General features: G+C 72.5%; 8 protein-coding genes. 6 read left to right on the top strand and 2 right to left on the bottom strand.

Features of this window, described 5'->3' with window-relative positions; genetic code table 11:
• The first annotated feature begins 4 nt into the window (after positions 1-4).
• A complete protein-coding gene (gene dapF / locus GA0074696_RS25115; protein WP_088963360.1) occupies positions 5-850 on the top strand; it encodes a diaminopimelate epimerase in 846 nt (281 codons plus the stop codon).
• 66 nt (positions 851-916) lie between these two features.
• On the opposite strand, the gene GA0074696_RS25110 is transcribed toward dapF, so the two are convergent.
• Positions 917-2,392, bottom strand: coding sequence for an NAD-dependent malic enzyme (locus tag GA0074696_RS25110; protein WP_088963359.1), 1,476 nt, complete (start codon positions 2,390-2,392; stop codon positions 917-919).
• Positions 2,393-2,568: 176 nt separating this feature from the next.
• On the opposite strand from GA0074696_RS25110, the gene hflX reads away from it, so the two are divergent.
• Positions 2,569-4,014: a GTPase HflX gene (hflX, locus tag GA0074696_RS25105; RefSeq protein ID WP_088963358.1), complete on the top strand. Its 1,446-nt coding sequence runs from the start codon at positions 2,569-2,571 to the stop codon at positions 4,012-4,014.
• Positions 4,015-4,063: 49 nt separating this feature from the next.
• On the top strand, positions 4,064-5,743 hold the full coding sequence (locus tag GA0074696_RS31525; protein WP_157746108.1) for a hypothetical protein: 1,680 nt from the start codon (positions 4,064-4,066) through the stop codon (positions 5,741-5,743).
• 106 nt (positions 5,744-5,849) lie between these two features.
• Here GA0074696_RS31525 and lexA read toward each other — a convergent pair whose 3' ends face one another.
• The gene (gene lexA, locus GA0074696_RS25095; RefSeq protein WP_088963356.1) at positions 5,850-6,635 is read right to left on the bottom strand and encodes a transcriptional repressor LexA; all 786 of its coding nucleotides are present in this window, start codon (positions 6,633-6,635) and stop codon (positions 5,850-5,852) included.
• A gap of 578 nt (positions 6,636-7,213) precedes the next feature.
• On the opposite strand from lexA, the gene nrdR reads away from it, so the two are divergent.
• The 3 genes from nrdR (at position 7,214) to GA0074696_RS25080 (ending at position 11,763) form a co-directional block, all read left to right on the top strand.
• Positions 7,214-7,708 carry a transcriptional regulator NrdR gene (gene nrdR / locus GA0074696_RS25090; RefSeq protein ID WP_088963355.1) on the top strand — a complete coding sequence of 165 codons (495 nt, stop codon included), beginning with the start codon at positions 7,214-7,216 and terminating at the stop codon, positions 7,706-7,708.
• A gap of 64 nt (positions 7,709-7,772) precedes the next feature.
• Positions 7,773-10,661, top strand: coding sequence for a vitamin B12-dependent ribonucleotide reductase (locus GA0074696_RS25085; protein WP_088963354.1), 2,889 nt, complete (start codon positions 7,773-7,775; stop codon positions 10,659-10,661).
• Positions 10,662-10,827: 166 nt separating this feature from the next.
• On the top strand, positions 10,828-11,763 hold the full coding sequence (locus GA0074696_RS25080) for a DUF2332 domain-containing protein (RefSeq protein WP_088963353.1): 936 nt from the start codon (positions 10,828-10,830) through the stop codon (positions 11,761-11,763).
• Positions 11,764-11,816 lie beyond the last annotated feature (53 nt).

Below are 11,816 nucleotides of genomic sequence, written 5' to 3'. Positions count from 1 at the left end.
GGGCGTGGAGTTCACCAAGGGCCACGGCACCGGCAACGACTTCGTCATCCTGCCCGACCCGGACGGGGCGCTCGACCTGACGCCCGGGCTGGTCGCCGCGATCTGCGACCGGCGGCGCGGCGTCGGTGGCGACGGCGTGCTGCGGGTGGTCCGGGCGGCGAAGCACCCGGAGGGCGCCGCCCTGGCGGCCGAGGCCGAGTGGTTCATGGACTACTGGAACTCCGACGGGTCGTTCGCGGAGATGTGCGGCAACGGCGCCCGGGTCTTCGTCCGCTACCTGCTGGAGAACGGGCTGGCCACCCCCGCCGGCGCGGCGCTGCCGGTGGCCACCCGGGCCGGCGTCGTGCGCGCCCGCATCGAGGCCGACGCCATCGCCGTCGAGATGCGCCGCCCCCGGGTGTACGACGCCTCGGCCGCCACCCTGGGCGGGCTGACCCTGCCCGGCGCGGCGGTGGACGTCGGCAACCCGCACCTGGTCTGCGCGCTGCCGGCCGGGCTGGAGCTGGGCTCCCTCGATCTCACCCACGCGCCCGAGTACGACGCCGCGGTCTTCCCGGCCGGGGTCAACGTCGAGTTCATCGCGTCGGGGGAGCCGGTCGCCGGCACCGACGGGCACGTGCTGATGCGGGTCTACGAGCGGGGCTCGGCCGAGACGCTCTCCTGCGGCACCGGCGCCTGCGCGGTGGCCGCGGTGGCCCTGCGCGACGCCGCCCGGGACACCGGCACGGTCGCGGTCGACGTCCCCGGCGGCCGTCTGACGATCACCGTCACCGACGACTCCTGCTGGCTGGCCGGCCCGGCCGTCCTGGTGGCCACCGGCACCATCACCCCGGCCACCCTGCTCCCCTGAGGCACCCGCCGACCCTTAGGGCGTGGCGCTGAGCCGACTCGTCCGTCCGGGGTCAGCAGGCGGGCGTCAGGGGGTCGCGGAGGCGTTGGCGGCGATCTCGGGGAGGTCGGCCGGGCCGGAGTCGGCGGCCGGTCGCGGCGCGGTGGCGGCCGGGTTCTGGGCGGCGGCCCGGACGGCGGCGGCGACGGCCGGGGCGACCCGGGAGTCGAAGACGCTCGGCACGATCACCGTCGGGTTGATCTTTTCCTCGCCGACCACGTCCGCGATGGCCCGGGCCGCCGCGAGCGCCATCTCCTCGGTGAACTCCTCGGCGTGCGCGTCGAGCATGCCCCGGAACACACCGGGGAAGGCGAGCACGTTGTTGATCTGGTTCGGCTGGTCCGAACGGCCGGTGGCGACGACCGCGGCGTGCTTGCGCGCCTCCCGGGGGTCGACCTCCGGGTCCGGGTTGGCCAGCGCGAAGACGATCGCGCCCTTCGCCATGGTGGCGATGTCGTCGCCGGTCAGCAGGTTCGGCGCGCTCACCCCGATGAAGACGTCCGCGCCGCGGACCGCCCCGGGCAGGTCGCCGGCGTAGTTGTCCTTGTTGGTGTTCTCCGCCAGCCACTGCCAGGCCGGGTTGAGCCCGGTCAGGCCGCGGTGCAGGGCGCCCTGCCGGTCGTACGCGATGATGTCGCCCACGCCCTGACGCAGCAGCAGCTTCATGATCGCGGTGCCGGCCGCGCCGGCGCCGGAGACGACCACCCGGACGTCCGAGAGCTGCTTGCCCACCACGCGCAGGGCGTTGGTCAGCGCGGCCAGCACGCAGATCGCGGTGCCGTGCTGGTCGTCGTGGAAGACCGGGATGTCCAGCGCCTCGCGCAGCCGGGCCTCGATCTCGAAGCAGCGCGGCGCGGCGATGTCCTCCAGGTTGATCCCGCCGTACGCGGGGGCGATCGCCTTGACGATCTGCACGATCTCGTCGGTGTCCTGGGTGTCCAGCACCACCGGCCAGGCGTCCACCCCGCCGAAGCGCTTGAACAGCGCCGCCTTGCCCTCCATCACCGGCAGCGACGCGGCCGGCCCGAGGTTGCCCAGGCCCAGCACGGCCGAGCCGTCGCTGACCACCGCGACGGTGTTGCGCTTGATGGTCAGCCGGCGGGCGTCCGCCGGGTTCTCGGCGATCGCCATGCAGACCCGGGCCACCCCCGGGGTGTACGCGCGGGACAACTCGTCCCGGGTGCGCAGCGCCACCTTCGGGGTGACCTCGATCTTGCCGCCGAGGTGCAGCAGGAACGTCCGGTCGGAGACCTTGCGCACGTCCACGCCGTCCAGCGCGGTCAGCGCGTCGACCACCTGGTCGGCGTGGCTGGCGTCGGCGGTGTCGCAGGTGAGGTCGACGATGACGCTGGTCGGGTCGGAGTCGACCACGTCGAGGGCGGTGACGATCGCGCCGGCCTCGCCGACCGCGGTGGTCAGCCGGCCGATCGAGGAGGCGTCCGCGGGCACCGCGATCCGGATCGTGATCGAGAATCCGGCACTCGGTAGTCGGGTGATTGCCACGGGGTCCCTCCGTCGACGCTGAGCGGCTCGCCAGGCATTTCTACCCGCCTGCCGCGGTCGCCCGGCATCCGCCCCCGACTTTTGCCACCTCAGGGCGGGCATATAGCAGGTGCGTCCGGCGTTGCCACATGTCAGGATTACTTTCCTTAGCGGCAAAAAACGGACAGGAGACCGGTTTGCGGAACCAGGAGAGCTTCGTGCCCTTCGAGGACGAGGAGCTCGATGTCACCACCGGCGAGATGGAACTGTCGGAGCGTCAGTCGCTGCGGCGCGTCCCCGGCCTCAGCACCGAACTCACCGACATCACCGAGGTCGAGTACCGGCAGCTGCGCCTGGAGCGGGTGGTCCTGGTGGGCGTCTGGACCGAGGGCACGCAGAACGACGCCGAGAACTCGCTGACCGAGCTGGCGGCGCTGGCCGAGACGGCCGGCTCGCAGGTGCTCGAAGGGCTGATCCAGCGGCGCAACCGCCCGGACCCGGCGACGTACATCGGCCGGGGCAAGGTCGACGACCTCGGCGCGGTGGTCCTCTCCACCGGCGCCGACACCGTCATCTGCGACGGTGAGCTGTCCCCGTCCCAGCTGCGCAACCTGGAGCAGCGCACCAAGGTCAAGGTCGTCGACCGGACCGCGCTGATCCTCGACATCTTCGCCCAGCACGCCAAGAGCAAGGAGGGCAAGGCGCAGGTCGAGCTGGCCCAGCTCGAATACCTGCTGCCGCGCCTGCGCGGTTGGGGTGAGACGCTGTCCCGGCAGACCGGTGGTTCCGGTCGCGGCGGCGGCGCCGGTGGCGGCGTGGGTCTGCGTGGTCCCGGTGAGACCAAGCTGGAGACCGACCGGCGCCGGATCCGCACCCGCATCTCCCGGCTGCGCCGCGAGATCAAGGGCATGAAGACGGTACGCCAGACCAAGCGCGCCCGGCGCTCCCGTAACGCCGTGCCCGCGGTCGCCATCGCCGGCTACACCAACGCCGGCAAGTCGAGCCTGCTCAACCGGCTGACCGGCGCGGGCGTGCTGGTCGAGAACGCGCTCTTCGCCACCCTCGACCCGACCACCCGCAAGGCGACCACCTCCGACGGCCGGCTCTACACCCTCTCCGACACGGTCGGCTTCGTCCGGCACCTGCCGCACCAGATCGTCGAGGCGTTCCGCTCGACCCTGGAGGAGGTCGCCGAGGCGGACCTGGTGGTGCACGTCGTCGACGGCGCCCACCCGGACCCGGAGGAGCAGGTCCGCGCGGTCCGCGAGGTGCTCTCCGAGGTCGGCGCCGACCGGCTGCCCGAGCTGCTGGTGGTGAACAAGACCGACGCGGCCGACGAGGACACCCTGCTGCGGCTCAAGCGGCGCTGGCCGGACGCGATCTTCGTCTCCGCGCACAGCGGGCGTGGCATCGACGGGCTGCGACAGGCCGTCGAGGAGCGGCTGCCCCGCCCGGCGGTGGAGATCCGCGCGGTGCTCCCGTACGACCGGGGTGACCTGGTGGCCCGGGTACACCGGCAGGGCGAGGTGCTGAGCACCTCCCACCTGCCCGAGGGCACCCTGCTGCACGTGCGCGTCGGTACGGCGCTCGCCGCCGAGCTGGCGCCGTACACCGCGGTGGAGGCGGTCGCCGGGGCGCGGTAGCGCTCCCGGCGTGACACGTCCGTTCACCGCGGCATGCGACACTGGCGCAATGCGCCGTGCTGTTTCCTCGGTCACGGTTGCCCTCGGTCTGCTGGGGGCCACCGTGGCGTCCGCCGGTGTCGCCCTGGCGGCACCGGCGACCTCCGCTCCCGCCCCGAAGAAGCGCTGTACCGTCACCGACCCGCGGCTGGACGAGCTCTCCGGGCTGGTGACCACGAAGACCGGCTACATCGTGGTCAACGACAGCTCGCTGCAGGACAACCGCAAGCGGGTCTTCTACCTGGACACGAAGTGCCGGGTCAGCAAGGAGGTCCGCTACTCCGGGGCGGGCCCCTTCGACACCGAGGACCTGGCCGTCTCGCCGGACCGCAAGACGCTCTGGATCGCCGACATCGGCGACAACCCGGGTAAGGACCGGCGGCCCCGGATCGCGGTGTGGAGCATGCCGATCGGCGGCGGCAAGGAGCCGGTGCTGCACCGGATGTCGTACCCGGAGCAGAAGCCGCACGACGCCGAGGCGCTGCTCATCGGCGCCGACGGCCTGCCGTTGGTGATCACCAAGGTGCCCAGCGGCAAGGCGGAGATCTACACCCCGACGGGGAAGCTGCGCACCGGTGACACCGACCCGGTGCCGATGAAGAAGGTCGGCGAGATCGACCTTCCGGAGACGACCACCGACAACCCGATGAACATCTTCGGTCGGGTGGCGATCACCGGGGCGGCCAGCTCGCCCGACGGCTCCAAGGTCGTGCTGCGCACCTACGCGGACGCCTTCGAGTACGACGTGACCGGTGGCGACATCGTGGCGGCGCTGACCACCGGCAAGCCACGGGTCACCCCGCTGGCCGACCCGTTCGGCGAGGCGATCGCCTACACCTCGGACGGGAAGACCTTCCTGACCGTCTCCGACGGCGGCACCCTCAACGACGACGACCCGATCGACATCCTCGCGTACACGCCGTCGACGACCGGGGCCGAGGCGCTCGCCGGTGCCGACGGCGCCAAGACGCCGGTGGCCGAGAAGTCCTGGTACGACTCGCTCAGCCTGGACCAGATCACGTACCTGATCGGCGCGATCGGCGTGCTCGGCGCGCTGCTGGTCGGCGCGGGCATCGTCGGCATCCTGCGGTCCCGGCGCCGGCCCGCCCCGGCCGACGACAGCCGGGACGGCGACGATCCGTTCTCCTCCGGGGCGATCGACCGGGGCCCCGACGACGGCTTCGGCCCCGGTGACCGGGACGGTCCGCGCGGTGGCGTCTACGGCGGCGCTCCGGCCGCCGGCGTCTACGGCGGCCCCGCGCCGGCCGGTGGCGCCCCGAGCCGGGCGCCCGGGGGCGGCGTCTACGGCGGTGGCCGTCCCGACGGACCCGGCGTGCCGGCCGGCGGGCGGCCGGCCGGGCCGGGCGGGGGCCGTCCCGGTGGCGGCGTCTACGGCGGCGGTCCGCCGGCGGGCGGCGCTGTCTACGGTGGCGCTCCCCAGGGCGGCGGTGGCCCGCGTGGCGGTGGCCCGGGTGGCCCGCCCGGCGGCGCGCCCAACGGCGGCGTACCGCGCGGCGGCGGCGACCCACGCGGTGGGGGCGGCGTCTACGGCGGCGGCGGACGCGCGGAACCTCCGCGTCGCCACCCCCGGGACCCGCGCTCCGGCCCGCGCCAGGACGACGGGTACGACGACCGGCGGGGCGGCCAGTACGGGTACGGACAGCCGCCCGGCCGGGGCGAACGCTACTGAGCCGAGCAGCACCCGCGCCGACCTGGCTGGCCACGTCGGCAGGTGGCCGGACGCGACGACGGGTGGCAGCCCCTGGGGGCGGCCACCCGTCGGGTGCGTGTGGGGGTCAGATCCGGCGCAGCACCGCGACGACCCGGCCCATGATGGTGGCGTCGTCGCCGGGGATCGGATCGAAGGCCGGGTTCTGCGGCATCAGCCAGACGTGCCCGTCCCGCCGCCGGTAGGTCTTGACGGTCGCCTCGCCGTCGAGCATGGCGGCCACGATCTCACCGGAGTCGGCGGTCGGCTGCTGCCGGACCACCACCCAGTCGCCGTCGCAGATCGCCGCGTCGAGCATCGAGTCGCCCTTGACCTGGAGCATGAAGACCTCGCCCTCGCCGACCAGCTCGCGGGGGAGGGGGAAGATGTCCTCCACCGCCTGCTCGGCCAGGATGGGCCCACCGGCGGCGATCCGGCCCAGCATCGGCACGTACGCCGGGGTGGGCCGCTGGGAGCGGCTCAGCTCGTCGTCGACAGCGTCGCTGGGGGCCCGGACGTCCACCGCGCGCGGCCGGTTGGGGTCGCGGCGCAGGAAGCCCTTCTTCTCCAGCTCCTTGAGCTGGTAGGCGACGCTCGACGGGGAGACCAGGCCGACCGCCTCGCCGATCTCGCGCACGCTCGGCGGGTAGCCCTGCCGCTCGACCCAGCTGCGGATGAACTCCAGGATCCGGCGCTGCCGGGCGGTGAGGTCGACCGTGGCCGGGTCGGGGAAGCTGCTGACCACCGGGGTGACCGGGCGCACGCCCGGCTGCCCCGTCCGACTGCGGGCGGGGCGGGGGCGCCGAATGGCCGGCGGACCCGCCTCGGCGATCTGCTGCGGGTTCTTCGGCCGGCTGGCCCGGTCCTCGGTCACGTCCGTCCTCCCTGGTCGGCGCTGGGTGCCTTGGCGGCTCGTGGTGCGTGCGGGGTGCTGCGGGGCCGGGCCCGACGTCGTGCGACGCGCCCGGTTGTTCATGACCGTATAGGTGGGATCGGTCATTTTCAAACATCTGTACGACCTGCCGTCGGCGTGTCGGCGCGGCATTGCTGGAAAGTCGAACGCGCGTTCTGATAAATGGTACGTCGTCGTCGAACTCCTGTTCGACTCGCCAGGTGCTTTCGTGGTGGCCGTCCGTTTCCCGCGTCCCGCCCGGACGGGCGGTAACCTCCCGCGCGCCGTGCCGTTGGGGATGTCGGCGGGCGGCGCGCGGGCGGTTTTCCAGGTGACGCGCCGGACACGCCGCCAACTTGACCACACCTCGTCAGCGGCATACCGTCGACCCCTAGATGTAGTAGTCACACGGGCGTAAGTTGCCTACAGGTTGGGTTCGACTACCGACCGCACTCCCGTACCGTCGACGACGGCGACGGCCATCGACGGTGGCCCCGCCGGGCCGACGCGTGCCCGGAGACGGTCGGCGGGCGCCCACGGTCGATCAAGGAGGTCAGGCTATGCGGTGTCCGTACTGCCGACACGCCGACTCCCGGGTGGTCGACTCGCGGGAGGCCGACGACGGGCAGCTGATCCGTCGTCGCCGCTCCTGCCCGGAGTGCGGTAAGCGGTTCACCACGGTCGAGGAGGCCGTGCTCGCGGTGGTCAAGCGCAGCGGGGTGACCGAGCCGTTCAGCCGGACGAAGATCATCGGCGGGGTGCGCAAGGCGTGCCAGGGCCGGCCGGTCGACGAGGACTCGATCGCGCTGCTGGCGCAGAAGGTCGAGGAGACCGTGCGGGCGAAGGGGGCCGCCGAGATCCCGAGCCACGAGGTGGGGTTGGCGATCCTGGGCCCGCTGCGGGACCTGGACGAGGTGGCCTACCTCCGCTTCGCCAGCGTCTACCGGTCCTTCGACTCGCTCGCCGACTTCGAGCGCGAGATCGAGACGCTGCGGGCCGCCGCGCGTGCCCGGGTCGACGCCGGCGCGGTCGAGGCCGCCGGCCGGACCAGTTGATTTTCGAGTTTCTGACAGATGACGACGCGCGGTGGGTGACCGCGCAGACGAGGGGGCGGATGAGATGGCGGGGGACGGCGTGACAACCAGCCGGTCGCGGGCAGCGAAGAACGGCGCGGTGACCGGGCTCAAGGTGCAGCGGGTCTGGACCACCGAGGGCGTGCACCCCTACGACGAGGTGGCGTGGGAGCGCCGCGACGTCGTGATGACGAACTGGCGGGACGGCTCGATCAACTTCGAGCAGCGCGGGGTGGAGTTTCCCGAGCCCTGGAGCGTCAACGCGGCCAACATCGTGACCACCAAGTACTTCCGGGGCGCGGTGGGGACCCCGGAGCGCGAGTGGTCGCTCAAGCAGTTGATCGACCGGGTGGTCACCACCTACCGCAAGGCCGGTGAGGAGAACGGCTACTTCGCCACCGCGGCGGACGCCGAGGTCTTCGCGCACGAGCTGACCTGGATGCTGCTGCACCAGGTGTTCAGCTTCAACTCGCCGGTCTGGTTCAACGTCGGCACCCCGTCGCCGCAGCAGGTCAGCGCCTGCTTCATCCTCGCGGTCGACGACTCGATGGACTCCATCCTGGACTGGTACAAGGAGGAGGGGCTGATCTTCAAGGGCGGCTCCGGCTCCGGCGTCAACCTGTCCCGGATCCGTTCCTCCCGCGAGCTGCTCTCCTCCGGCGGCACCGCCTCCGGCCCGGTCAGCTTCATGCGCGGTGCCGACGCCTCCGCCGGGACCATAAAGTCCGGCGGCGCCACCCGGCGCGCGGCCAAGATGGTCATCCTCGACGTGGACCACCCGGACATCGAGGAGTTCGTGATCACCAAGGCGCGCGAGGAGGACAAGATCCGCGCGCTGCGGGACGCCGGCTTCGACATGGACCTGGGCGGCGCCGACATCGTCAGCGTGCAGTACCAGAACGCCAACAACTCGGTCCGGGTCTCCGACGAGTTCATGACCGCGGTGGAGAACGGCGGCGGCTTCGACCTCCGCGGCCGGCTCGACGGGCAGACCATCGAGACGATCGACGCCAAGAAGCTGTTCCGCACCATCTCCCAGGCCGCCTGGGAGTGCGCCGACCCCGGCCTGCAGTACGACGACACCATCAACGACTGGCACACCTGCCCGGAGACCGGGCGGATCACCGCGTCGAACCCGTGCTCGGAGTACCTGCACCTGGACAACTCCTCGTGCAACCTGGCCTCGCTCAACCTGATGAAGTTCCTCCGCGCCGACGGCGGCTTCGAGGTGGAGAAGTTCGTCCGCTCGGTCGAGTTCGTCATCACCGCGATGGACATCTCGATCTGCTTCGCCGACTTCCCGACCGAGAAGATCGGCGAGACCACCCGCGCCTACCGGCAGCTCGGCATCGGGTACGCCAACCTGGGCGCGCTGCTGATGGCGTCCGGCCTGCCGTACGACTCGGAGCAGGGCCGCTCGGTCGCCGCGGCGATCACCTCGCTGATGACCGGCACCGCGTACCGCCGCTCGGCCGAGCTGGCCGGCATCGTCGGCCCGTACGAGGGCTACGCCCGCAACGCCGAGCCGCACAAGCGGGTCATGCGCAAGCACGCCGCCGCCAACGACGCGATCAAGCCGGCCGGCACGGTCGCCACCGCCATCCAGCGGGAGGCCACCAAGCAGTGGACCGAGGGCAACAAGGTCGGTGACAAGTTCGGCTGGCGCAACTCGCAGGCCAGCGTGCTCGCCCCCACCGGCACCATCGGCCTGATGATGGACTGCGACACCACCGGCGTCGAGCCGGACCTGGCGCTGGTCAAGTTCAAGAAGCTGGTCGGCGGCGGCTCCATGCAGATCGTCAACCAGACCGTGCCGCGCGCCCTGCGCAGCCTCGGGTACCCCGAGGAGCAGGTCGAGGCGATCGTCGAGCACATCGCCGACCACGGCCACGTGGTGGACGCCCCCGGCCTCAAGCCGGAGCACTACCCGGTCTTCGACTGCGCGATGGGCGAGCGTTCCATCGCGCCGATGGGGCACGTGCGGATGATGGCGGCGGTCCAGCCGTTCATCTCCGGCGCCATCTCCAAGACGGTCAACATGCCGGAGCAGGCCACCGTCGAGGACGTCGAGAAGATCTACTTCGAGGGCTGGAAGCTCGGCCTGAAGGCCCTGGCGATCTACCGGGACAACTGCAAGGTCGGCCAGCCGCTGTCGGTGGCGAAGCCGAACAAGGCCGCCGCGTCGGCCCCGGCCGCCGTCGAGACCGCCGCCCCGGCGGTGGAGAAGGTCGTCGAGTACCGGCCGGTGCGCAAGCGGCTGCCGAAGAAGCGCCCGTCGGAGACGGTCAGCTTCTCCGTCGGCGGGGCCGAGGGTTACCTCACCGCGTCGTCCTACCCGGACGACGGCCTCGGTGAGGTCTTCCTCAAGATGTCCAAGCAGGGCTCGACCCTGGCCGGCGTGATGGACGCCTTCTCGGTGGCCATCTCGATCGGCCTCCAGTACGGCGTGCCGCTGGAGACGTTCGTCAGCAAGTTCACCAACATGCGCTTCGAGCCGGCCGGCATGACCGACGACCCGGACGTGCGGATGGCCGCCTCGGTGATGGACTACATCTTCCGTCGCCTGGCCCTGGACTTCCTGCCGTACGAGCGCCGCGCAGAGCTGGGCATCTTCACCGCGCAGGAGCGGGCCGCCCAGCTGCGGGCCGAGGCCGAGGCGGAGAGCGCCGGCACCGACCTCACCGCCATGGCGTCCTCCGCGCCGGTGGAGTCGCCGGAGACGAAGACGGGTCCGGTCGCCCAGCCGGCCCAGGAGGTCGCCGACGTCGCCGCCGCCAAGCCGGCGCCGGCGGTGGGCTCCTCCACCGAGCTGCTGGAGGCCGTGATCGGCAAGGCGGCCGACGCGCCGCTCTGCTTCACCTGCGGCACCAAGATGCGCCCCGCCGGTAGCTGCTACGTCTGCGAGGGCTGCGGCTCCACCAGCGGCTGCAGTTGACCTGACCAGGTGGGCGGCAGGGTCGGTCGACCTGCCGCCGGCCCGACCCTCGGAATGTCCCCCGCACCGTCCCGGTGCGGGGGACATTCCGCATGGTGCGGAGCCGGTCGGCAGCCCGCCGATGGCACTGCGCCACGCGTCCGGGGATCACTGCGATGATCGGAACATGACCATCGCCGCGAGCTACGCCGAGTTCGCCGCGCGCGAGGCGCGCGGGGTGTCGCCCGGGTACGAGCGCCTGTCCCTCGCCGTCTCGCGCGACGAGGAACTGCTCGCCCGGCTCGGCACGCTGCCGCCGGGCAAGCGACAGCCGAATCTGCTGTTCGGCGTCGTCCGGTGGCTCGGCGGGCCGGTCGCCGACCCGGCGGGGTTCCGCGAGTTCACGGTGGCGAACTGGTCGGCGGTCGAGGCGGAGCTGCGCACCCGGGCCACCCAGACGAACGAGCCGGGGCGGTGCGCCGTACTGCTGCCGGTGCTCGCCGCGTTGCCGCAGCCGCTCGCGCTGCTGGAGGTCGGCGCGTCCGCCGGGCTCTGTCTCTACCCCGACCGGTACGCCTACCGCTACGGCGAGCACCTGCTCGGCGCGGGCGAACCGGTCTGCGAGTGCGCGGCCACCGGATTGGCGCCGCCGAGCCGCCTACCCGAAGTGGTGTGGCGGGCCGGCCTGGACCTGCATCCGCTCGACGTGACCGATCCCGCCGACGTCGACTGGCTCGACGCCCTCATCTGGCCGGAGCACGAGCACCGCCGTGCCCGCCTCCGGGCGGCGGCGGCCGTCGCCGCGGCCGAGCCGCCGCTGCTGGTCCGCGGCGATCTGGTGGACGACCTGCCGGCACTGGCCGCGCGGGCGCCGTCCGGGGCGACGCTGGTGGTGTTCCACACCTCCGTGCTCTACCAGGTGCCGGCTCCGCGCCGGGAGGCGTTCGCCGAGCAGGTACGCGGGCTGCCCGGACACTGGATCTCGAACGAGGCCCCGGAGGTGCTGACCCACGACGGGCTGCCGGAGCCGCCGGGCGAGGCGCTGTACAACGTGCTGGCGCTCGACGGACGGCCGCTCGCCTGGACCCGCTCGCACGGGCAGGCGATGACCTGGTTCGGCTGACCGGGGCTCTCTGGCCGGATCCGGACGAGCGTGGGCTGCCGCGTCGGTGCGGC

It is taken from the genome of Micromonospora purpureochromogenes (assembly GCF_900091515.1).
Classification (GTDB): Bacteria; Actinomycetota; Actinomycetes; order Mycobacteriales; family Micromonosporaceae; genus Micromonospora; species Micromonospora purpureochromogenes.
This window is presented reverse-complemented; position numbering and strand designations above follow the sequence as displayed.